Origin of the sequence: Defluviimonas sp. D31 (assembly GCF_033436765.1) — a bacterium.
Classification (GTDB): Bacteria; Pseudomonadota; Alphaproteobacteria; order Rhodobacterales; family Rhodobacteraceae; genus Albidovulum.
Genome location: NZ_JAWQFN010000004.1, coordinates 325135 through 346278 on the forward strand (window position 1 = coordinate 325135; position 21144 = coordinate 346278).

21 protein-coding genes are annotated in these 21144 nt (G+C 66.4%); 13 read left to right on the forward strand and 8 right to left on the reverse strand.

Features of this window, described 5'->3' with window-relative positions; genetic code table 11:
• Positions 1–10: 10 nt before the first annotated feature.
• From R5H32_RS10070 to leuC, 4 genes are all read right to left on the reverse strand, one after another.
• Complete coding sequence (locus R5H32_RS10070; protein ID WP_318338549.1) at positions 11–820, reverse strand: hypothetical protein; 810 nt, start codon at positions 818–820, stop codon at positions 11–13.
• A gap of 304 nt (positions 821–1124) precedes the next feature.
• Entirely contained in the window at positions 1125–1730 is a 606-nt protein-coding gene (leuD, locus tag R5H32_RS10075; protein WP_318338550.1) for a 3-isopropylmalate dehydratase small subunit, read from the reverse strand.
• A 48-nt stretch (positions 1731–1778) separates the two neighbouring features.
• Positions 1779–2306 (reverse strand): HdeD family acid-resistance protein, encoded by a 528-nt coding sequence (locus tag R5H32_RS10080; RefSeq protein ID WP_318338551.1) that lies wholly within the window; start codon positions 2304–2306, stop codon positions 1779–1781.
• A 27-nt stretch (positions 2307–2333) separates the two neighbouring features.
• The gene (gene leuC / locus R5H32_RS10085) at positions 2334–3749 is read right to left on the reverse strand and encodes a 3-isopropylmalate dehydratase large subunit (protein WP_318338552.1); all 1416 of its coding nucleotides are present in this window, start codon (positions 3747–3749) and stop codon (positions 2334–2336) included.
• 253 nt (positions 3750–4002) lie between these two features.
• Between leuC and R5H32_RS10090 the strand changes: the two genes are divergently transcribed.
• From R5H32_RS10090 to R5H32_RS10125, 8 genes are all read left to right on the forward strand, one after another.
• Positions 4003–5349, forward strand: coding sequence for a mechanosensitive ion channel family protein (locus R5H32_RS10090; protein ID WP_318338553.1), 1347 nt, complete (start codon positions 4003–4005; stop codon positions 5347–5349).
• Between the two features lie 153 nt (positions 5350–5502).
• Positions 5503–5874 (forward strand): ribosome silencing factor, encoded by a 372-nt coding sequence (gene rsfS, locus R5H32_RS10095; protein WP_263335551.1) that lies wholly within the window; start codon positions 5503–5505, stop codon positions 5872–5874.
• Positions 5874–6344 (forward strand): 23S rRNA (pseudouridine(1915)-N(3))-methyltransferase RlmH, encoded by a 471-nt coding sequence (gene rlmH, locus R5H32_RS10100; RefSeq protein WP_318338554.1) that lies wholly within the window; start codon positions 5874–5876, stop codon positions 6342–6344. The genes rsfS and rlmH overlap by 1 nt, the downstream gene beginning before the upstream one ends.
• Before the next feature lie 60 nt (positions 6345–6404).
• Positions 6405–6980 (forward strand): hypothetical protein, encoded by a 576-nt coding sequence (locus R5H32_RS10105; protein WP_318338555.1) that lies wholly within the window; start codon positions 6405–6407, stop codon positions 6978–6980.
• 121 nt (positions 6981–7101) lie between these two features.
• Positions 7102–8625 carry a 2,3-bisphosphoglycerate-independent phosphoglycerate mutase gene (gene gpmI / locus R5H32_RS10110; protein ID WP_318338556.1) on the forward strand — a complete coding sequence of 508 codons (1524 nt, stop codon included), beginning with the start codon at positions 7102–7104 and terminating at the stop codon, positions 8623–8625.
• On the forward strand, positions 8622–9761 hold the full coding sequence (locus R5H32_RS10115) for a murein hydrolase activator EnvC family protein (protein ID WP_318338557.1): 1140 nt from the start codon (positions 8622–8624) through the stop codon (positions 9759–9761). Before gpmI ends, R5H32_RS10115 begins: the two co-directional genes overlap by 4 nt.
• Positions 9762–9764: 3 nt before the next feature.
• Entirely contained in the window at positions 9765–11105 is a 1341-nt protein-coding gene (locus R5H32_RS10120) for a S41 family peptidase (protein WP_318338558.1), read from the forward strand.
• Positions 11102–11587, forward strand: coding sequence for an RNA pyrophosphohydrolase (locus tag R5H32_RS10125; protein WP_318338559.1), 486 nt, complete (start codon positions 11102–11104; stop codon positions 11585–11587). The genes R5H32_RS10120 and R5H32_RS10125 overlap by 4 nt, the downstream gene beginning before the upstream one ends.
• Positions 11588–11687: 100 nt before the next feature.
• Here the strand turns inward: R5H32_RS10125 and R5H32_RS10130 are convergent, their stop codons facing one another.
• Positions 11688–12545 (reverse strand): MurR/RpiR family transcriptional regulator, encoded by an 858-nt coding sequence (locus R5H32_RS10130; protein WP_318338560.1) that lies wholly within the window; start codon positions 12543–12545, stop codon positions 11688–11690.
• Between the two features lie 151 nt (positions 12546–12696).
• On the opposite strand from R5H32_RS10130, the gene R5H32_RS10135 reads away from it, so the two are divergent.
• From R5H32_RS10135 to R5H32_RS10155, 5 genes are all read left to right on the forward strand, one after another.
• Positions 12697–13659 carry a TAXI family TRAP transporter solute-binding subunit gene (locus R5H32_RS10135; protein ID WP_318338561.1) on the forward strand — a complete coding sequence of 321 codons (963 nt, stop codon included), beginning with the start codon at positions 12697–12699 and terminating at the stop codon, positions 13657–13659.
• Between the two features lie 119 nt (positions 13660–13778).
• Positions 13779–16412 (forward strand): TRAP transporter permease, encoded by a 2634-nt coding sequence (locus R5H32_RS10140; protein ID WP_318338562.1) that lies wholly within the window; start codon positions 13779–13781, stop codon positions 16410–16412.
• A 26-nt stretch (positions 16413–16438) separates the two neighbouring features.
• Positions 16439–16864, forward strand: coding sequence for a universal stress protein (locus tag R5H32_RS10145; protein WP_318338563.1), 426 nt, complete (start codon positions 16439–16441; stop codon positions 16862–16864).
• 3 nt (positions 16865–16867) lie between these two features.
• On the forward strand, positions 16868–18196 hold the full coding sequence (locus R5H32_RS10150) for an aspartate aminotransferase family protein (protein ID WP_318338564.1): 1329 nt from the start codon (positions 16868–16870) through the stop codon (positions 18194–18196).
• The gene (locus R5H32_RS10155; protein WP_318338565.1) at positions 18193–18972 is read left to right on the forward strand and encodes a 3-keto-5-aminohexanoate cleavage protein; all 780 of its coding nucleotides are present in this window, start codon (positions 18193–18195) and stop codon (positions 18970–18972) included. Before R5H32_RS10150 ends, R5H32_RS10155 begins: the two co-directional genes overlap by 4 nt.
• On the opposite strand, the gene R5H32_RS10160 is transcribed toward R5H32_RS10155, so the two are convergent.
• From R5H32_RS10160 to R5H32_RS10170, 3 genes are all read right to left on the reverse strand, one after another.
• The gene (locus tag R5H32_RS10160; protein WP_318338566.1) at positions 18967–19851 is read right to left on the reverse strand and encodes a LysR family transcriptional regulator; all 885 of its coding nucleotides are present in this window, start codon (positions 19849–19851) and stop codon (positions 18967–18969) included. The genes R5H32_RS10155 and R5H32_RS10160 overlap by 6 nt on opposite strands.
• 70 nt (positions 19852–19921) lie before the next feature.
• Positions 19922–20194, reverse strand: a complete 273-nt coding sequence (locus R5H32_RS10165) for a hypothetical protein (RefSeq protein WP_318338567.1) — start codon at positions 20192–20194, stop codon at positions 19922–19924.
• The gene (locus R5H32_RS10170) at positions 20194–21087 is read right to left on the reverse strand and encodes an SPFH domain-containing protein (protein WP_263335576.1); all 894 of its coding nucleotides are present in this window, start codon (positions 21085–21087) and stop codon (positions 20194–20196) included. Before R5H32_RS10170 ends, R5H32_RS10165 begins: the two co-directional genes overlap by 1 nt.
• Positions 21088–21144: the final 57 nt, after the last annotated feature.

Here is a 21144-nt window from a genome sequence, read left to right on the forward strand (position 1 = left end):
GCGGCGGCGATCAGACGGGAAGCAGCTCGGCCTCTGCGGCCATGTGGTTCTGCCTCCGCTTCTCGGCGATCATCCCGGCGATACGGCTCATCGCGATGCCGCGCATGAGGAGGGAGGCAGGAAGGAACGCCCATGCGGTCATCGTCCAGATCAGGGTCTGCGGGCTTTCCAGCGTCACCGGCGCAAAGGCTAGCGACGCGAGCTTCACCGCAATGGGAACCAAGAAGGGTAGAAGGATACCGAGAAGGATATTGAACCGTGCGTCTCGCTGCAGCCGGCCGACGACATCGCCGCCGCGGGTCGGATCGAAGGTCGGCAGGTTGATCCAGACGTTGAATGCGCCGATCCGCGCCGGCCAGCCGATCAGCCGCATCGACGTAACGAAGGCGATCAGCGTCAGGAGCGAGATCATGTAGCTGATCCCCGAGGCCGTGCGCACCAGTTGCAGATGCTTGTAGCTCATGTCCTCGGGCAGCATCAGCACGACGAGCCGCACCGGGCTGTAGGGCACGTCGATCGCCTCGCCAAGACGGCTGCCGAGCACCTCGATGAAGGTTGTCAGCGTCGTCGGCTGGCTCTGGCCGCGCACGAGGGTCGAGAGGAGCAGAACCGTCGCGAAGAGCGACAGGAACCGCAGCCGGTTGAACGGCGGCGCATCGCGGAACTCCACCACTCCGGGATAGGTCGAGGCATATTCGAAGAAGGTCAGCGCCGCAGCGAAAAGGGCAACCAGGGCAACGATCTGCGTCGTGTCGCTACTCACATGGGGCAGCATGAGCGAGGGCGTCGCCACTAGCACCATTATCAACACTGCGCGCACCAGCGCACCTGTGAGCTGCGAAATCACTGCCCTACGTCCCCTGTCCGGCTGAAGCCGGTTCTTTGCCTCGCCTTGCGATCGGCGTCACTCCGCCAATCGTGGCGCTTGGCCTCAATTGTGACCGATTCTTGCCCAAATCGACCTCCACAACAACCAATGAAGAGGTAGACCAAGGCTTTCGGACCTTTTCGTGGTGCAAGTGGTGCGACATTGCATCATTTCATGAGCAAGAATCCGCCGAGAATGGTTCAAAAATAAGGCCGCCCAAGTGGGCGGCCGAAATTTCTTCGTGTTCACAGTGGGTTCACACCCAGGGCCGGGCCTGTGCCGCGCCGGTTTCGAACGCGTCGATCGCCGCGGCTTTTTCAAGCGTCAGCCCGATATCGTCGAGTCCGTTCAGCAGGCAGTGCTTGCGGAAGGCATCCACCTCGAAACTGAAGCTGTGCCCGTCGGAGCTCGTCACGGTCTGCGCCTCGAGATCCACGGTCATGCGCGCGTTGGCGCCCTTGCGGGCATCCTCCATCAGCACGTCGACGGCATCCTGCGGCAGGACGATCGGCAGAATGCCGTTCTTGAAGCAGTTGTTGAAGAAGATGTCGGCGAAGCTCGTGGAGATCACGCAGCGGATGCCGAAGTCGAGAAGTGCCCAGGGAGCGTGCTCGCGCGAGGAACCGCAGCCGAAGTTGTCACCCGCGACGAGTATCTGCGCGTCGCGGTAGGCCGGCTGGTTCAGCACGAAGTCGGGGATCTCCTTGCCGTCCTGCGTATAGCGCATCTCGTCGAAGAGATTCTTGCCGAGGCCCGACCGCTTGATCGTCTTCAGGAACTGCTTGGGGATGATCATGTCGGTGTCGATGTTCACGAGGGGCATCGGCGCCGCGATCCCGGTCAGGGTTGTGAATTTGTCCATGCTTGTCTCCGTCGGAACCGGGCACCGCCCGCGTTCCGGTTCATTGTTTCACTTGAGCCGTCCGCCCATCGCTCGGAGGAAGAACGCCATCACGACGAACCCCGCCCCGTTGAAGAGCAGTTCGATACCGAGAAGGATCCCGAGGATGTTGACCGAAGCGGTGGCGAAATTCGCCAAGATGTAACCACCGAGCAGCACCGATAGGGCTCCCGAAATCAGCATCGGCCAGAAGAACCGCGTGCCCTGCATCCGCCACGAGAAGACGATCCGCACGATCCCGCTGCTGATCAGCAGGATCACGATCAGGAACGCCAGCGAAATCACTCCTTCCAGCGGATTGAACAGGAACGACACACCCAGAAAGGCCATCAGCGCCCCGAGAAGGATGCTGAAGAATTTGCTGGCCGCGCCCTCGGCCGAGAAGCCGCCGACGATCTGGAACGCGCCGCTGACGAGGAACACGGCACCGGTGAGAGTGGTGACCGCCAGGGACGCCGCGAAGGTGTTGCCCAGGACGATCACGCCGAACACGACCGACAGAACTCCCAAAAGGAGGTATTTCAGCCATTCTTTCATCGGAACCCGCTCCTCGTACGTTGCACTTCAGGCATAGGTTAGCATGAAGTCCCGCACGTCTGTCAGGTGTCCCGTCACCGCCGCCGCCGCCGCCATCGCCGGCGACATCAGGTGGGTGCGTCCGCCGCGGCCCTGACGGCCCTCGAAGTTGCGGTTCGAGGTCGCCGCGCAGCGTTCACCCGGCGAAAGCTGGTCGGGGTTCATCGCAAGGCACATCGAGCAGCCCGCGAGCCGCCATTCGAACCCGGCGTCGATGAAAATCTGCGCCAGACCTTCCTCTTCCGCCTGCGCGCGCACGAGACCGGAGCCCGGCACGACCATCGCCCGGATCCCGGCGGCGATCTTCTTGCCCTTGAGGATCTCGGCGGCCGCCCTGAGATCCTCGATCCTGCCGTTGGTGCAGGAGCCGATGAAGACCGTGTCGATCTTGATGTCAGTCAGCTTCTGGCCCGGCGTCAGGCCCATGTACTCGATCGACCGCGCCGCGGCCTCGACCTTGCCCCCCTTGAAGTCTTCGGGCGAGGGCACGGCGCCGGTGATCGGCAGCACGTCCTCGGGGCTCGTGCCCCAGGTCACGACCGGGGCGATGTCCTCGCCCTTCAGCGTCACGACCTTGTCGAAATGCGCGCCCTCGTCGGTCTTGAGCGTCTTCCACCAGGTCAGTGCGGCTTCCCACTGCGCGCCCTTCGGCGCGTGGGGCCGGCCCTTCACATACTCGAAGGTCTTCTCGTCCGGCGCGATCAGGCCGGCCCGCGCGCCGCCCTCGATCGCCATGTTGCAGACGGTCATGCGGCCTTCCATCGACAGGTCGCGGATCGCCTCGCCGCAATATTCGATGACATAACCGGTGCCGCCGGCGGTGCCGGTCGCGCCGATCACCGACAGGGTGATGTCCTTGGCGGTGACGCCCGGCCTGAGCTTGCCGGTGATCTCCACCTTCATGTTCTTCGACTTCTTCTGGATCAGCGTCTGGGTGGCGAGCACATGCTCCACTTCCGACGTGCCGATGCCATGCGCCAGCGCTCCGAAGGCGCCGTGCGTCGCGGTGTGACTGTCACCGCAGACCACGGTCATCCCCGGCAGGGTCCAGCCCTGTTCGGGACCGACGATATGGACGATGCCCTGGCGAATGTCGGACACCGGGTAGTAGTTGATGCCAAAATCCTTGGCGTTCTTGTCGAGCGCCTCGACCTGGATGCGGCTTTCCTCGTTCTCGATCCCCTTCTCGCGGTCGAGCGTCGTCGGCACGTTATGGTCCGGCACGGCGATGGTCTTTTCCGGCGCACGCACCTTGCGGCCGGTCATGCGCAGGCCCTCGAAGGCCTGCGGCGAGGTCACCTCGTGGACGAGGTGGCGGTCGATATAAAGAAGGCAGGTGCCGTCGTCCTGAGTGTCGACGACATGTGCATCCCAGATCTTGTCATAGAGGGTCTTGGGGGACATCGGTCCGCTCCCGTTGAACTGTTGATAGAAGGGCAGTGACTGTTGCGCCGAGCGCGCGATCAGGCGCGGGCAAGCACGCTGAGCGTAGCTCCGAAGAAGCGCCAGGGCAGGCGCGCACGGTCATCCATGTCGAAAATGCGCTTCATGCGCGCAGGAGATACACTTTGGCCCCGAGTCCCGCAAGCGAAAGCGCGAGCCTTGCCACCGCCGCCGCGATGCTGGCACAAAAGGACAGGTCGAGGGAAAGGGCCAGATGGAAGGCGAACTCGAAACGATCCTGTCCGGCCTCGAAGAACTGTGGTCGATGCTCTGGCTCAACCTGCGGCTCCTGTCGTTGCCGAACCAGCTTGGCCAGGTGGCAACGATCCTCAGCTGCGTTGCCCTGGCCTGGCTCCTGGACCGCCGGATCGGCCCGCGGTTCGAGGACTGGATCCGGTCTCTGGAGGGCCGGCCGAAATGGCAGCTGCGCTGGCTCATCGTGCTGCGCAACCGGATGGCACTGGCCTATTTCGCGGCGTTTTGCTGGCTCGCGTCGGGCGCGTTCTCGGTCATCTACACCTTCCCGTCGCGGCGTTACCTGCTCACGCTTGCCGCAACCATCGCCACGGCGTGGCTCTTCATCCGCATCGCGGCCCAGGTGGTGCGCAACCGCTTTCTCAGGCGGCTGACGGTCTGGGGCCTGACGATCTACGCGACGCTCTACTATCTCGGCCTCGTCGACGAAGCGGCGGTCCTCCTCGACGATATCTCGATCGAGTTCGGCGACTTCAAACTCAGCGTCCTGGCGATCCTCAAGGCGATCATCGTCACCGCATTGCTGGTGATCGCCGCGCGGACGGCCTCGCACACCGCCGCGAGGCGGATCGGCGCGAACGAGGACATCAGCCCCTCGATGCGCGTGCTGACGGTGAAGTTCCTGCAGATCACGCTCTATTCGGCCGCCTTCTTCATCGGCCTGAAGGCGGTGGGCTTCGACCTGACCGGGCTCGCGGTGCTGTCAGGCGCCATCGGCCTCGGCCTCGGCTTCGGCCTGCAGAAGGTGGTGTCGAACCTCGTCTCGGGCGTGATCATCCTGCTCGACAAGTCGATCAAGCCCGGCGACGTCATCTCGCTCGGCGACACCTTCGGCTGGATCGAGGAGCTCGGCGCGCGCTACGTCTCGGTCGTCACCCGCGACGGCAAGGAATACCTGATCCCGAACGAGGACCTGATCACCGGCCAGGTCGTGAACTGGTCCCATACGAACCAGTTCGTCCGGATCGACCTCTTCTTCGGTACCGCCTACGGCGACGATCCCCATCTGGTACGCAAGATCGCGGTCGAGGCGGCCCATTCGGTGAAGCGTGTGCTGGGCTCGCGCCCCGCCGTCTGCCACATCACCGGCTTCGGCGACAGTTCCGTCGATTACATCCTGCGCTTCTGGATCTCCGACCCGGCCGAGGGGCTGACCAATGTGCGCGGCAATGTCTATCTGGCGCTCTGGGACGCGTTCAAGAAACACGGGATCTCGATCCCCTTCCCGCAGCGCGAGGTCACGGTGCTGAAGGGCTCGGAACTGCGAACCGAGACCGTCCGGCCACGCCCCGACACCGGAAGCTGACCCCCGGCCCGGCCGTCATTGAGCTTTCCCCCCCGCGATGTTACCTTGGGATCATGCCCAGCGCCGGGGTCGGGTCGGCGCGCAACCCAGGAGGACGATGTCCTGTTTCATACTGCAAAGGCGGCCGCGTCTCAGGCCGCAGGGCCGGCGCCAATGACGGCAGAGCCCACCGAGATCCAGAGCGACGTACTGCTCGCCCGGATTCTCTCCTCCCTCGATGACGACAAGGCCGAAGACGTGGTGACGATCGATCTCCGCGGGCGGTCCTCTGTCGCCGATTACATGGTGATCTGCTCAGGGCGCTCCTCGCGCCAGGTCGCGGCGATCGCCGAGAAGCTGGTGGAACGGCTGAAGCACGAGTTCGGCCGCAACTGCAAGATCGAAGGCAAGGATGCCGGCGACTGGGTGCTGATCGACAGCCAGGACGTCGTGGTTCACGTCTTCCGTCCGGAAGTGCGCGAGTTCTACCAGCTCGAGAAGATGTGGATGCCCGCCGGCGCGGGACTGGCCTCGCGCCAGAACTGATGCGCCTGCACATCTGCGCCGTGGGCCGGCTCCGTGCCGGACCCGAACGTGCGCTGGTCGATGACTACCTGACACGGTTCGACAGGACGGGCCGGGCCTTGGGCCTCGGCCCGGTTTCCGTTCACGAGGTCGAGGACAGGAAGGGCGGCGGCATGGAGACCGAGGCGCCGCTCCTGCGCCGCGCGGTTCCGGCGGGCGCGCTTCTCGCCATCATGGACGAACGCGGCCGCACGATGTCCTCGCCGGATTTCGCCGAGATGCTGGCGCGCTGGCGCGACGCCGGCCGGCAGGACGTGGCCTTCCTGATCGGCGGCGCCGACGGGCTCGCGCCGGGCCTGCGGGCCGAGGCGGACCAGGCGATCTCTTTCGGGGCGATGGTCTGGCCGCACATGCTGGTCCGGGTGATGCTGGCCGAACAGCTCTACCGCGCCGCCTCGATCCTCGCCGGCGCGCCCTATCACAGGGTATGACCAGCGGTTTCGTCTCTTTTCGCCCGCGTGGTCGGCTGCGGGAAAGGAAGGAACGCGACAATGCCCCCAGCTCTTCGCCTGCGCCGGATCCTGCTGGCTCTATGCCTCCTCGCCGCCCTCGCCGCACCGTTCGAGCCCGCCGCGGCACAGGACGCGAAGGAAGCCGCGCGGATGCTCGGTGCCGACGAGCGCCGGATGGACGCCATCTACACGCTCGACTACGCGATGCGCGAACTGATGTGGCACCAGAGCATGGCGATCCTCGCGGCCTATGGCGGCTACAACTCTTATGAGCGCGCTGATGGCAGCGCGAATTCCGGCGACCTCCGGCGGCTTACGAACCGCATCGGCCTGAACCGCGAAAGCCTAGCCGATTTCCGCCGCAGCTTCGCCCGGGACCGAGACCTGCCGGAAGCGGATACCGGGCTGGTCACCGGCGTGGTTGAGGATTACGAATACTTCCTCGCCGCAGCCGAGACTGTTGCGGAACATCTCGACGCGGGCGATGCAGAGGCCGCGAATATCGCCTATCGCGATGGCTCCGTGCCGGTTGCCAAGTCGATTGGCGCCGATCTCTACACGCTGCGCCGCGCCGCCCGCGACCGGTTCCAGAAGACGGCACGGGCGCAACGCTGATCACGGCCCCACTCAAAACCGGACCGCCCGGCCCGCCGGAAGGCGGTGACCTTGCCCGCGCCCTGTTGCGGAGGCGCCCACGCCGTCCTAGAAGGTGCGGCACAAGAGGAAGGATCCGCCAATGCCGAACCCCCGCCCCGTCGTCCTCTGCATCCTCGACGGCTGGGGCCTGCGTTCCGAGACCGAGGGCAACTCGGTCGCGCTCGGCCAGACCCCGGCCTTCGACCGGATCATGGCCTCCTGCCCGAACGCGCGGCTCGTCACCCACGGGCCGGACGTCGGGCTGCCCTCGGGCCAGATGGGCAATTCCGAGGTCGGCCATACGAATATCGGCGCGGGCCGGGTGGTGGCGATGGATCTCGGCCAGATCGACCTCGCGATCGAGGACCGCTCGTTCTTCTCCAATGCCGCAATCTCGGCCTTCATCCAGACGCTGAAGGCCGATGGCGGCACCGCGCACCTGATGGGCGTGGTCTCAGACGGCGGCGTCCACGGCCATATCGACCATGTTCTCGCCGCCTGCGAGATGATCGCGGGCGCCGGCGTTCCGGTTGTGCTACACGCCGTCACCGATGGCCGCGACGTCGCGCCGAAATCGGCCGACAGCTTCGTCGCCGACCTGATCGAGCGCCTGCCCGACGGCGCGAAGGTCGGCACCGTGACCGGGCGCTATTTCGCGATGGACCGCGACAACCGCTGGGACCGGGTGGAGCGCGCCTATGCCGCGATGATGAAGGCCGAAGGTCTCACCGCCGCCTCCGCGCCCGAGGCCATCGCCGCCGCCTATGCGCGGGGCGAGACCGACGAGTTCATCCAGGCCACGGTGATCGACGGCTACCAGGGCGCGAAGGACGGCGACGGCTTCTTCTGCCTCAACTTCCGCGCCGACCGTGCCCGCGAGATCCTGCTCGCCGTGGGCGAGGACGACTTCGCGGGCTTCGCGCGCGGCATCCGCCCGCACTGGAGCGCGATCCTCGGCATGGTCGACTATTCCAAGACCCACGACGCCTTCATGGCCGCGGCCTACCCGAAGCGACCGGTCGCGAACACGCTCGGCGCCTGGGTGGCGTCGAAGGGGCTGAAACAGTTCCGCCTCGCCGAGACCGAGAAATATCCCCACGTCACCTTCTTCCTCAACGGCGGCAGGGAAGTGCCCGAGGAGGGCGAGGACCGCCACATGGCCCCCTCGCCCAAGGTCGCGACCTACGACCTTCAGCCCGAGATGTCGGCACCCGAGGTTTCCGACACGCTCGTCGAGGCGATCGGCAGGGGCTACGACCTCATCGTGGTGAACTACGCCAATCCCGACATGGTCGGCCACACCGGCGATCTTTCCGCCGCGATCGCCGCCGTCGAGGAGGTCGACCGCGGCCTCGCCCGCGCGATGATCGCGCTCGAGGCGGCCGGCGGGGCGATGATCGTCACCGCCGACCACGGCAATTGCGAGATGATGATCGACCCCGAGACCGGCGGGCCGCACACCGCGCACACGACGAACCCGGTGCCGGTCGTGCTGGTCGGCGGACCGGAGGGCGTGACGCTCCGAAACGGCCGCCTAGCCGACCTCGCGCCGACGCTGCTCGACCTGATGGGCCTCGACCTGCCGCCCGAAATGACCGGCCGGACACTCATCGAACGCGCATGAGGCTGCCCGCCCTCCTCCTCGCGCTTGCGTTTGCGCCCGGCCTGGCCCCCGCCGCCTCTGCGGAGGATCCCGCAATCCCGGCCGCCGAACAGGCCGCGGAAAACCTGCGCGGCGCGGTAGAGGCGCTGAACTCGGCGCAAGGGTCGCGTGACCGCGTGGCCGCACTCACCCGGACCATCCAGGCCTACGAGGACGGGCTTGCCTCGCTGCGCGACGCGCTCCGCCGTGCCTCGCTGCGGGAAGCGGAGATCACCGCCGATTTCGACGCCAAGCGCGACCGGATCGGCCAGCTTCTGGGCGTGATGTCGGCGATGGAGCGCGATTCGGCGCCGCTTCTCCTGCTCCATCCCGACGGGCCGGTCGGCACCGCGCGCTCCGGCATGATCCTTTCCGCCGTCGCCCCCGCGCTCGAGACCGAAGCCGACGCGCTTGCCGCCCAGCTCGCCGAACTTGCGCGTCTGAGGCAACTCCAGGCGGAGACGTCACAGATGCTGGCCAAGGGTCTCGAGGGCGCGCAGGGCGCGCGAACGGCGCTCAGCAAGGCGATCCAGGACCGCACCGACCTTCCACAGCGTTTCCTCGATGATCCCGAGGAACTTACCGCGCTGGTGGCCAGCGCCGACAGCCTCGACGCCTTCGCGACCGGCCTCGCCTCGATGGAGACTGACATCGGCGCGCCGATGGAGGATTTCGCCGGCGCGAGGGGCACGCTGCCTTTGCCTGTGCGCGGCACGCTTCTGCGCGGAGCCGGCGCGTCGGACGCCGCCGGCATCCGACGCCCCGGCATCCTTGTCGAGACAAGCCCCGGCGCATTGGTCACCGCACCCTGGCCGGCGACGGTCCGCTACCGCGGCCCTTTGCTCGACTACGGAAATGTGATGATCGTCGAGCCGGCATCGGGCTATCTTCTGGTTCTTGCCGGGCTGGGCACGGTCTACGGAGACACCGGTGACCTGCTCGAAACCGGCGCGCCGATCGGTCTCATGGGCGGCGGCGCGCCCGGTGACGGGCTCATCGCTGCCAATGCCGACAAAACCGGTGGCGGAGAACGGGCGGAAACGCTTTATATAGAGTTGAGACAGGGCAAGGAGCCCGTGGACCCCGGCCCTTGGTTCATTGAGACAAGGAAAGACTGAGCGATGAGGAAATTCGTGATGGCCGCGCTCGGCGGCACGCTTGCCGGCGCAGTGCTGACGACGCAAGTGGCGGGCCCCCTGGTCGCGCAGGAGGCCGACACCGGCGGCTCGGTCTATGAACAGCTCGACCTCTTCGGCGACATCTTCGAGCGGATCCGCGGGCAATATGTCGAGCAGGTCGACGAGGGCAAGCTGATCGAGGCCGCGATCAACGGCATGCTGACTTCGCTCGACCCGCATTCGAGCTACCTGCCGCCCGACGCCTTCGACGACATGCGGGTCCAGACCCGCGGCGAGTTCGGCGGGCTCGGCATCGAGGTCACCCAGGAGGAGGGCTTCGTCAAGGTCGTCTCGCCGATCGACGGCACTCCGGCCTTCGAAGCCGGGATCCAGGCTGGCGATTTCATCACCCATGTCGACGGCGAGAGCGTGCTTGGCCTCACGCTCGACCAGGCGGTCGACAAGATGCGTGGCCCGGTCGGGTCGGAGATCGTCATCACCGTCGCACGCGAAGGGACCGACGAGCCGTTCGATGTTTCGATCATCCGCGACACGATCAAGCTCACCGCCGCCCGCGGCCGGCTCGAGGGCACGACCGTCGTGCTGCGCGTGACGACGTTTAACGACCAGACCTACGACAATATGGCGGACAGCCTGAAGACCGCGATCGAGGAAGCCGGCGGCATCGACAAGATCAACGGCCTCGTCCTCGACCTGCGAAACAATCCCGGCGGGCTTCTGACGCAGGCGATCGAGGTTTCCGACGCCTTCCTCGACAAGGGCGAGATCGTCTCCACCCGCGGCCGCAACCCGCAGGACAGCGAGCGCTTCAACGCCGAGCCCGGCGATCTGGTGCAGGGCAAGCCGATGGTGGTGCTGATCAACGGCGGCTCGGCCTCGGCGTCCGAGATCGTCACCGGCGCGCTGCAGGACCACCGCCGCGCCATCGTCGTCGGCACCAAGTCGTTCGGCAAGGGCTCGGTCCAGACGGTGATCCCGCTCCGCGGCGAGGGCGCGATGCGGCTTACCACGGCGCGCTACTATACGCCTTCGGGCCGCTCGATCCAGGCGCTCGGCATCTCGCCCGACATCGTGGTCGAGCAGCCGCAGCCGAAACCGGAAGAGAGCGCGGAAGCAGAAGGCTCGGCCGCGAGCCGCAGCCGCTCCGAGGCCGACCTGCGCGGCGCGATCTCCAACGATTCGATGACCGAGGACGAGCGCCGGATGCTCGAGGAAGAGCAGAAGAAAGCCGAGGACGCGGCCAAGCTGCGCGTCGAGGACTACCAGCTCGCCTATGCGATCGACATCCTCAAGGGGCTGTCGGCCATCGCGGCGGCGGAATGACGCGGGAAGCGATTGCGCGCCTGCCTTACCGGCCCTGCGTCGGCGTCGTTCTGATCGACGCGCGGGGCCGGATCTTCGCCGGCCAGCGCAAGGACAGCGAGGTCGCTGCCTGGCAGATGCCGCAGGGCGGAATCGACGATGGCGAAAGACCCCGCAAGGCGGCTCTGCGAGAGCTCCGGGAGGAAACCGGGGTCACCGAGGAGCTCGTCGATTTCGTTGCCAAGTCGCCGGACTGGGTGACCTACGACCTGCCGGACCACCTGGTCGGAAAGGTCTGGGGCGGCAGGTTCCGCGGTCAGAAACAGCGCTGGTTCCTGTTCCGCTTTCTGGGCCGAGACGATCAGATCGACATTGCGACCGAGCACCCGGAATTCTCCGAATGGCGATGGGTTACGGCGGACGAGATGCTCGCCGCGATCGTGCCCTTCAAGCGCGCGGTCTACGAGGAAGTTGTTGCTGCCTTCCGGTCGCACCTCGCCTGACTGGAGCGCCATAGTTTCCCAAGGGAGTGCAAAAATCTTTGAAGATTTTTGCCAAGAAAATTGAATTTTCTTGGGCGGGCGGGACCGACGGGTCCACGGATCACGCTCGCACATACCCGCCGAAACGCTGGATTCGAGCTTCGAAATCGCGCACGTTCTGCACCGCCTGACCCGAACGTGCCGCCATCGCCGCGAGCAGCATCTCGATCACGATGAAGGCTGAGTTGAGCGAGGGCATGAACTGCGGCCCCGCCATCGGCAGCGGGATCACCTGCCAAGCGCCGCGGGCGATCGGGGATCGGTGGCTGTCGGTCAGCGCAAGGACCCGTCCACCGCAGTCGCGCGCGATCTGGCAGGCGCGCACCACCTCGGTCGAATAATGCTCGAAGCTGATCGCGACGACGATGTCGTCGGGACCAACCTGTGAGAGCTGGTCCATGATCGCACCCGGCTGGGCCGGCACGGTGGCGAAATTTCCGAACGCCATGCCGCCGACGTAGGAGAAATAGTGCGCGATCGAATAGCAACTCCGGACCCCGATCGAGTGCACCCGTCGCGCCGCCAGCATTGGCTCGATCAACCCTTCGAGAAGGCTTTGCATCTCGGCCGAGAACACCGCTTCGGCATTGGCGCGGTTGGCGGCAATGAGATCGCTGAAGACGTCGCTCCCGGTGCGGTTATGGAGGGCCGCGGCACGCGCCGAATAGTCGATCGTGCGGCTTCTAAGCGCGGTCTGTATCTCCGAGCGGAATGCGTCATATCCGTCGTAGCCCAGCTCCTTGGCGAGCCGGATGACGGTGTTGGAATTGACCCCGGCATGTTCGGCGAGCCCGCGAATCGAGTTGAAGGCGACCTCCGCATAATGGTCGAGCACCCAGGACGCGAAGCCCGCCAGCGCAGGCGTTCCCTCGCTGGCGATCCGGGTCAGGTCGGCATTCAGTTTTTCAAGCGATTTCATTGTCATGGCCGATCTAACGCTTTTCCAGCGGCGGCAACACCCCCGGCGTGACTGCCGCGTCGATAACTCATTTGCGTTACTTTGTTGACAGGCATAACACATATGCATCATTTCTAGGTAAAGCAAATTACAATGGGAGAGGAGATTTCGCATGAAACACGCAGCTTTCGCGGCCCTGGTCGCGTTGGGACTGGCCGCCGCTCCGGGCGTCGCCCAGGAAAGCTTCATCTCGATCGGCACCGGCGGCGTGACCGGCGTGTATTACCCGACCGGCGGCGCGATCTGTCGGATGATGTCCAAGACCCGCGCCGAACACGGCATCCGCTGCGGCGTCGAATCGACCGGCGGCTCGGTCTTCAACATCAACGCGATCCGTGGCGGCGAGTTGCAATTCGGCGTCGCCCAGTCTGACTGGCAGTTCCACGCGATCAACGGCACCTCGCAGTTCGAGGAGACCGGCCCGTTCGAGGACCTGCGCGCCGTGTTCTCGATCCATCCCGAGCCCTTCACCGTCGTCGCGCGCGCCGATGCCGGCATCGCGACCTTCGATGACCTCAAGGGAAAGCGGGTCAACGTCGGCAATCCGGGCTCTGGCCAGCGCGGCACGATGGAAGTGCTGATGGAGGCCAAGGGTTGGACGATGGGCGACTTCTCCCTGACCTCCGAATTGCAGGGGGCCGAGCAGTCCCAGGCTCTGTGCGACAACAACATCGACGCGATGGTGTACACGGTCGGCCACCCGTCGGGCTCGATCCAGGAAGCGACGACGGCCTGCGATTCCGTGCTGGTCGCCGTGACCGGACCCGAGGTCGACCAGCTCGTCGCCGACAACTCCTATTACCGCAAGGCCACCATTCCCGGCGGCATGTACCGCGGCACGGATGCCGATGTGGAGACCTTCGGCGTCGGCGCGACGCTCGTCACCTCGGCAGCCGTGTCCGACGAGACGGTTTACGCGCTGGTCAAGGCGGTCTTCTCCGACATCGACCAGTTCCGCGGCCTGCATCCCGCTTTTGCCAATCTCGACCCGAAGGAAATGGCCAACGACGGCCTGTCCGCGCCGCTCCATCCCGGCGCCGAGAAGTACTTCCGCGAGGCAGGCCTGATCGAGTGACCGGCTCAGCCTGACCGCAGCCCAGTACCGAGGCTGCCTCTCTCGGGGCGCCGCGCCCGGCCCGGCGCCCCGTCTGACTTCCCGCCACCAACGTCCTGCACGCGCGAAGGGGAACGACGATGAGCGAGAATACCGAAGCCAAGACCACCCAGCTCAGCGATGACGAGCTTCAGGATCTGGTCGCGTCGACCGATACCGGGGGGCGGGTGCCCGAAAGCCGCGCGGTGGCGCTTCTGATCTCGGGCCTCGCGCTCGGCTGGTCGCTGTTCCAGCTCTGGATTGCCCAGCCGCAGCTCTGGTTCGGCCAGTACCTGCCGGTGATGAACTCCACCCAGACCCGGCCCATGCACCTGGCCTTCGCGATCACGCTCGCGTTCCTCGCCTATCCGGCCCTGAAGTCCTCGCCGCGCGACCGGATACCGGTCTTCGACTGGATTCTCGCCGCCGTGGGCTTCTTTTGCGCCTTCTACATTTTCGCCTTCTCGAGCCACCTCGCCATGACCGCGCGCTCGGGCTTGCCGACGCAGACCCAGATCATCATCGGCGCCGTGGGCATCGTCGTTCTCCTCGAAGCCTCGCGCCGCGCGCTCGGCCCGGCGCTCACCATCGTCGGCTCGCTGTTCCTGCTGTACGCCTACATGGGACAAGGCTGGCTCATCCCTGACATCATCGAGCACAACGGCCTTTCGTTCACCTCGATCGTGAACGCCCAGTGGCTCGACACCGGCGGTGTCTTCGGCATTCCGCTCGGCGTCTCGACCGCCTTCGTCTTTCTCTTCGTCCTCTTCGGCGCGATCCTCGACAAGGCCGGGGCGGGCAACTACTTTATCCAGCTCGCCTTCGCGGGCCTTGGCAGCTTGCGCGGCGGCCCGGCCAAGGCGGCCGTCGTCGGCAGCGCGATGACCGGCCTCATTTCCGGCTCCTCGATCGCCAATGTCGTCACCACCGGCACCTTCACCATTCCCCTGATGAAGCGCGTGGGCTTCTCGTCGGAAAAGGCCGGCGCGGTCGAAGTGGCAAGCTCCGTCAACGGTCAGATCATGCCGCCCGTGATGGGCGCTGCCGCCTTCCTGATGGTCGAGTTCGTCGGCATCTCCTACGTCGAGGTCATCAAGCACGCCTTCATCCCGGCGGTGATCTCCTACATCGCGCTCGTCTACATCGTGCATCTGGAGGCCTTGAAGAAGGACATGCCGGCGCTCGGCGAGGCGAAGTCGCTTGCCCAGATGTTCCTCAAGATCTTCATCGGCTTCGCCGTCGCAGGTGTGGCTTTCACCGGCCTCATCTACGGGATCCAGGGCCTGCGCGCAGCAGCACCCGGCATCGGCGACTGGGTCGTGCTCGCCGCGATCGCCGTGGTCTACGTCCTCGCGATCCGCACCGCTGCGGGACGCGAGGATCTGGCGCTCGACGACCCCAACGCCAAGGAGTTCCACCTTCCGACCGTGGCGCAGGTCTTCCCGACCGGGCTCCACTTCATCCTGCCGATCCTCGTCCTCGTCTGGTTCCTGATGGTTGAGATGCAGTCGCCCGCGAAATCCGCCTTCTACGCGGTGGCGGCGATGCTCGTGATCATCGTCACCCAGCGACCACTCAAGGCGATGTTCCGCGGCGAGAACGTCGGAGAGGCCACACGCGCAGGTTTCGACGACCTTATCGAGGGCATGATCGCCGGCGCCCGCAACATGATCGGCATCGGGGTCGCCACAGCGGCGGCCGGCATCATCGTCGCCACCGTGACCAAGACCCCGATCGGCACCGAGCTCGCGGGCCTCGTAGAGGTACTATCGGGCGGCAACCTGATGCTGATGCTCCTCTTGATCGGGGTCTTCTCGCTGATCCTCGGCATGGGCCTGCCGACGACCGCGAACTACATCGTCGTCTCCTCGCTCATGGCCTCTGTCGTGGTGACGCTCGGTGCGCAGGAAGGGCTGATCGTGCCCCTGATCGCGGCGCATCTCTTCGTCTTCTACTTCGGCATCATGGCCGACGTGACGCCGCCGGTGGGGCTTGCGTCCTTCGCCGCCGCCGCGGTCTCGGGGGGCGATCCGATCCGCACAGGTTTCACCGCCTTCTTCTACTCGATGCGGACCGTCGCGCTGCCGTTCCTGTTCATCTACAACCCGACGCTGATCCTCTACGGCATCGACCTCGGGACCTGGGCAGGCATCCTCCAGGCGACCTTCGTCTTCATCGTCGCGACCTTCGCGATGCTTCTCTTCGCCGCCGCGACGCAGGGCTATTTCCTCGCCCGTTCGCGGATCTGGGAAAGTGCAGCGCTCCTTCTGGTGGCCTTCACGCTCTTCGTGCCGGGGTTCTGGCTCAACCGGGTCTCCGATCCGTTCCACGAAAGCCCGCCAACCGAGCTTGCCGCCGCCCTCGACGCGGCCGAGCCCGGCGAGCGCATCCGCTTCATCGTCTCGGGCCCCTCCTTCACCACCGGCGGATCGACCCAGACGACGCTGGTCCACACCGTGGCCGAGGAAGAGCCTGCGACCGGCCGCGCCGAGGCGGCGGGTCTGTTCCTTATGCCCGAGGGCGACAAGCTCTACATGGATGAGCCGATGTTCGGCACGCCCTATCAGGAAAAGCTCTCCGGCTTCGATTTCTACACCGAAGAGCGGGTGGAGGTAGTGAGCGTGCTGTCACCGGCCGACCGGCTGCCAAAGCAGGTTTTCTACATCCCGGCGCTCGCGCTTCTGGGGCTGGTGATCCTGCTCCAGCGCCGCCGCCAGACCAAACCCGCCTTCTGAGGCCCACAAACCGAGGAGTGACAGCCATGGCCAAGACGATCCTTCTCGCCGTCGACATCAACAACGAGGAGACGAGCAAGGCGCCGCTCGCCGCCGCGCTCGACCTCGCCCATGACGGCGGCGTGATCCATGTTGTCAGCGTCGTGCCCGATTTCGGCCTTCCGCAGGTCTCGGGCTTCTTCCCCGAGGGCTACGAGCAGAAGATGCTGCACAAGTTCGGCGAGGCGCTTGCCGGATGGATCCAGAGCCATGTGCCGAAGGGGATCGAGACCCATCCCCATGTCGCCCACGGCACCATCTACGACGAGGTCGTCAAGGCCGCCGACAAGCTGAACGTCGATGTCATCGTCATCGGCTCGCACCGGCCGGTGCTGAAGGACTACCTTCTAGGTCCCAACGCCGCGCGGGTCGTGCGTCACGCCCGCCAATCCGTCTATGTCGCAAGGAGCTGACTCTTGCCCAACCACATCTTCGGCCGGTCCACTAAGTGGACCCTGCCAACCGCCGTCAAGGGCGACGGCTGCTATCTGATTGACGACTCGGGGAAACGCTATCTCGACGGCTCGGGCGGCGCTGCGGTGTCCTGCCTCGGCCATTCCGACGCCAAGGTCCGCGCGGCGCTCCATGACCAGCTCGACCGCGTGGCCTTCGCCCATACCGGATTCTTCACCTCCGACCCGGCCGAGGCCCTGGCCGACCGGCTCATCGCCAAGGCCCCTGAGGGCATCGACCGCGTCTACCTCGTCTCCGGCGGCTCCGAGGCGGTGGAGGCGGCGCTGAAGCTTGCGCGCCAGTATTTCCTCGAGACCGGCCAGCCCTCCCGCCACCGCGTCATCGCCAGGCGGCAGAGCTACCACGGCAACACGCTCGGCGCGCTGGCGACGGGCGGCAACGAATGGCGCCGCGCCCAGTTCCGGCCGCTGCTGGTCGAGACCACCCACATCGCGCCCTGCTACGAATACCGCGACCGCACCGAGGTCGAGACGCAGGAGGCTTACGGCCAGCGCGCCGCCGAGGAACTGGAGGCGGAAATCCAGCGGCTCGGCCCCGAGACGGTGATGGCCTTCGTCGCCGAACCCGTGGTCGGCGCCACAGCCGGCGCGGTCCCGGCCGTGCCGGGCTACCTCAGGCGCATCCGCGAGATCTGCGACCGTCACGGCATCCTGCTGATCCTCGACGAGGTGATGTGCGGGATGGGCCGGACGGGCCACCTCTTCGCCTGCATGGAGGACGGGGTCGCGCCCGACATGATCACCATCGCCAAGGGGCTCGGCGCCGGTTACCAGCCGATCGGCGCGCTGCTCTGCACCGAGGCGATCTACGAGGCGATCAAGGCCGGCTCCGGTTTCTTCCAGCACGGCCACACCTACATGGGCCACGCGATGGCCGCGGCGGCGGCGAACGCCGTCCTCGGCCGGATTCTCGACGACGGCCTCCTGCCGCGCGTCCGCGAACAGGGCGCGAAGCTCGACGCCGCGCTCCGCGACCGGCTCGGCCAGCACCCCCATGTCGGCGACATCCGCGGCCGCGGCCTCTTTCGCGGGGTGGAACTGGTGGCGGACCGCGAGACCAAGGCCCCGTTCGATCCCGCGCGGAAACTAAACGCGCGGATCAAGGCCGAGGCCTTCGCCGAAGGGCTGATCTGCTACCCGATGGGCGGCACGATCGACGGCCAGCGTGGCGACCATGTCCTGCTCGCGCCGCCCTTCATCATCTCTGACGCCGAGATCGACGAACTGACGACCAAGCTCGCGACCGCAATCGACCGGGCGCTTGCGGCATGACCCTGCCGCGGATCATGGTCGCCCCGAACGGCGCCCGGCTGACCAGGAAGGACCATCCCGCGCTGCCGATGACGATCCCCGAGATCACCGCCACCGCCCGCGCCTGTCAGGCGGCCGGCGCGGGTGGCCTCCATGCCCATGTCCGCGATGCCGAGGGCGCGCATGTGCTCGACGCGGGTCTCTATGCCGAGCTCCTCGCCGAGCTCGAGCGGGAAACCCCCGGCCTCTATGTCCAGATCACCACCGAGGCGGTCGGCCGCTACAGCCCCGCTGAGCAGCGGGCGCTCGTGGAAACACTTCGCCCTGCTGCCGTCTCGATCGCGCTCCGCGAAATCACCGCCGAAGAGGACGACCGGCTCACCGCGCGCTTCTTCGCCACCTGCGCAGAGGCTGGGACCGAGGTCCAGCACATCCTCTACGATGCGGCCGACACCGAGCATCTCGCCCGGCTGGTCGCGAGTGGCACTATCCCGGCCAGGAACCTCGCCGTCCTGCATGTCCTCGGCCGCTACACGGCGGGCCAGGTGTCGAGCCCCGCCGATCTCGACGCGCCCCTGGCGGCGCAAGAGGCGGCAGGCCTCGCCCCGGACTGGGCGGTCTGCGCCTTCGGCGCGGCCGAGACCGACTGCCTCCTCGCCGCGCTCAGGCAGGGAGGCAAGGCGCGGATCGGCTTCGAGAACAACCGTCTGAACCGCGACGGCAGTATCGCCGCCGACAATGCCGAGCGTGTCCGCGACCTCGTGGCGGCCGCCCGTGCCGAGGGGCTTTCGCTATAGCCGCGAGATCCCCTGCGCCTCGCGCAGGAGTGCGGCGAGAACCGGGGTGTGCGGCTCGCGGTGCGGCGCGATCAATCCGATCGCATGGCGCGCCGCGACATCCTTGAGGGGAATGATCCGCACCGGTTTTCCGGCGCCGAGGAACTCGGCCATCTCCACCGGCAGGATCGTCGCCCAGCGCCCCGTCGCGACATGCGAGATCAGCACTACGGTGGAGTTCGACTCCACCGCGCCAGTGACCGTTCGCCCGGCCTCCAGGAAATTCTGATTGATGATCCGCCGGTTCTGCATGTCGGGGGTGAGAAGGCAGAGAGGCTCATCGGCGATCTCGTCCCAGCCGACCTCGTCCCGGTCGGCGAGCGGAGAATCTTCGGCGCAGACGAAGGTGTAGCTCTCGCGGTAGAGCGGCACGGTGACGACCCGGCCCAAGGGCTCGTTGTCGAGATAGGAGATGCCCGCATCGACCTCGAGGTTCTCGATCATCGACAGGATCTCGATCGAGGTCCGGGACAGGATCGTGAAGCGCACGTTGGGATGGGCGCGCCCGAACCGCCCGGTAAGGTCCGCGACCGTCGTGAGCGCGGTCGGGATCACGGCGAGCCGCAGATTGCCCGCGAGGCCCTGCCTGACCGCCCGCATCTCCTCGCGCATGGTGCGGGTGTCGGCGACGATCTGGCGCGCCCAGACCAGGACCCGGCTGCCCTCGGGCGTCAGCCCGCCAAAGCGCGAGCCGCGCCAGACGAGCTGCACGCCGAGCTGTGCTTCAAGCGCCTTGATCCCCGCCGAGAGCGTCGGCTGGGTGATCCCGAGGCTCTCCGCCGCGCGGCCGAAATGCCCCTCGCGCGCCAAGGCGATGAACATCTCCAGCTTGTCGATCATGCGCGACCGAGCCCCTCATCTTGCCGCAAATATCCCCGCCGGAGGCATCCGACCGCGCCGGCAAAGTCCGTCAATCCTCGTTGATGTCCCGGTCCCAGAGCTTCACCTGCCCCTTGCGCACGCCCACGACGCGTCTGAGCACCAGCCAGGCCACGAGAGAGGCGACCGCGAAGACCAGCACCAGCGCCGCCAGCGAGCCGCCGAGCAGGCCGAGCCAGAGGCCCAGCCCGGTCACCACCGCGCCGCAGGCGAAGCCGAGGAGGATGAAGCCCGGGATCACCACCTCGAGGATCGCGAGCACCGCGCCCGCGATCATCCAGACCCACCACGCCTGCCAGAGCATCACGCGCGTCCCTTCAGCATCCGGAACGCATCCCCGAACGCTTCGAGCGCCTGCGCCGGGACGATCACCACTTGCTTGCCCTGCCCCTGGCCGACCGAGGTCAGCGCCTCGACCTGTTTCAGCGCCACCTGGTACTGCGCCGCCTCGATCCCGTTGTCCTTGATCGCGCGCGCCACCACCTCGGTCGCATAGGCTTCGGCCTCGGCCGAGATGCGCCGCGCCTTGGCTTCCTGCTCGGCGGCGTAAAGCTCGGCATCGGCGGCAAGCTCCACCGCGCGCTTCTTGCCCTCGGCCTCGGTCACCTGCGCCCGCCGCGCGCGTTCGGCGTTGAGCTGCTGCAGCATCGCCGCCCGCGTCGCCTCGTCGAGGTTCACGTCCAGGACCTCGGCCCGGGTCACCTCGATGCCCCAGTCATCGACCATGGCCGCGACCTGCTCGCGCACCTTCGCGATCAGGTCCGAGCGGTTCGACTGCACCTGGTCGAGCTCCATCTTGCCGATCTCGCTCCGCACGATGCCGGCGACGGTCGTGGCGATCGCCGCATCGACGTCGCGGATCCGGTAGACGGTCTTTTCCGGCTCTGTGATGCGGTAGAAGACCGAGGTTTCCACCTTCACCAGCACGTTGTCGGCGGTGATCGCGTCCTGGAGCGCGTTCGGAAGCTGCCGCTCGAGGATCGAGATCTTGTGCGCTACCCGGTCGAGGAACGGCACGATGAAGTTGATCCCCGGCCCGAGCACCGCGCGCAGGCGCCCGAACCGTTCAACAACGTGCTTTTCCGACTGCGGCACGATCCTGACGCCGAGGAATACGCAAAGAATGATGAAGATCGCAAAGGCCAGCAACACGCCGTTGCCGCCGATCACCTCACCGATCACCTGTCCCAGATCCATGCCTGCCTCCTGCCGGTTTTGGAGCCGAACTATGCCCGTGGGCGGGGCCGGAGAAAA

What these genes read in the sequence shown, in the direction of transcription:
- gpmI (WP_318338556.1), top strand. Translation starts at nt 7,102, where the DNA reads ATGCCGAACCCCCGCCCCGTCGTCCTCTGCATCCTCGACGGCTGGGGC.
- R5H32_RS10120 (WP_318338558.1), top strand. Translation starts at nt 9,765, where the DNA reads ATGAGGAAATTCGTGATGGCCGCGCTCGGCGGCACGCTTGCCGGCGCA.
- R5H32_RS10105 (WP_318338555.1), top strand. Translation starts at nt 6,405, where the DNA reads ATGCCCCCAGCTCTTCGCCTGCGCCGGATCCTGCTGGCTCTATGCCTC.
- R5H32_RS10160 (WP_318338566.1), bottom strand. Translation starts at nt 19,851, where the DNA reads ATGATCGACAAGCTGGAGATGTTCATCGCCTTGGCGCGCGAGGGGCAT.
- R5H32_RS10170 (WP_263335576.1), bottom strand. Translation starts at nt 21,087, where the DNA reads ATGGATCTGGGACAGGTGATCGGTGAGGTGATCGGCGGCAACGGCGTG.
- leuC (WP_318338552.1), bottom strand. Translation starts at nt 3,749, where the DNA reads ATGTCCCCCAAGACCCTCTATGACAAGATCTGGGATGCACATGTCGTC.
- R5H32_RS10080 (WP_318338551.1), bottom strand. Translation starts at nt 2,306, where the DNA reads ATGAAAGAATGGCTGAAATACCTCCTTTTGGGAGTTCTGTCGGTCGTG.
- R5H32_RS10135 (WP_318338561.1), top strand. Translation starts at nt 12,697, where the DNA reads ATGAAACACGCAGCTTTCGCGGCCCTGGTCGCGTTGGGACTGGCCGCC.
- R5H32_RS10145 (WP_318338563.1), top strand. Translation starts at nt 16,439, where the DNA reads ATGGCCAAGACGATCCTTCTCGCCGTCGACATCAACAACGAGGAGACG.
- R5H32_RS10125 (WP_318338559.1), top strand. Translation starts at nt 11,102, where the DNA reads ATGACGCGGGAAGCGATTGCGCGCCTGCCTTACCGGCCCTGCGTCGGC.
- R5H32_RS10130 (WP_318338560.1), bottom strand. Translation starts at nt 12,545, where the DNA reads ATGAAATCGCTTGAAAAACTGAATGCCGACCTGACCCGGATCGCCAGC.
- leuD (WP_318338550.1), bottom strand. Translation starts at nt 1,730, where the DNA reads ATGGACAAATTCACAACCCTGACCGGGATCGCGGCGCCGATGCCCCTC.
- rlmH (WP_318338554.1), top strand. Translation starts at nt 5,874, where the DNA reads ATGCGCCTGCACATCTGCGCCGTGGGCCGGCTCCGTGCCGGACCCGAA.
- R5H32_RS10140 (WP_318338562.1), top strand. Translation starts at nt 13,779, where the DNA reads ATGAGCGAGAATACCGAAGCCAAGACCACCCAGCTCAGCGATGACGAG.
- rsfS (WP_263335551.1), top strand. Translation starts at nt 5,503, where the DNA reads ATGACGGCAGAGCCCACCGAGATCCAGAGCGACGTACTGCTCGCCCGG.
- R5H32_RS10165 (WP_318338567.1), bottom strand. Translation starts at nt 20,194, where the DNA reads ATGCTCTGGCAGGCGTGGTGGGTCTGGATGATCGCGGGCGCGGTGCTC.
- R5H32_RS10090 (WP_318338553.1), top strand. Translation starts at nt 4,003, where the DNA reads ATGGAAGGCGAACTCGAAACGATCCTGTCCGGCCTCGAAGAACTGTGG.
- R5H32_RS10155 (WP_318338565.1), top strand. Translation starts at nt 18,193, where the DNA reads ATGACCCTGCCGCGGATCATGGTCGCCCCGAACGGCGCCCGGCTGACC.
- R5H32_RS10115 (WP_318338557.1), top strand. Translation starts at nt 8,622, where the DNA reads ATGAGGCTGCCCGCCCTCCTCCTCGCGCTTGCGTTTGCGCCCGGCCTG.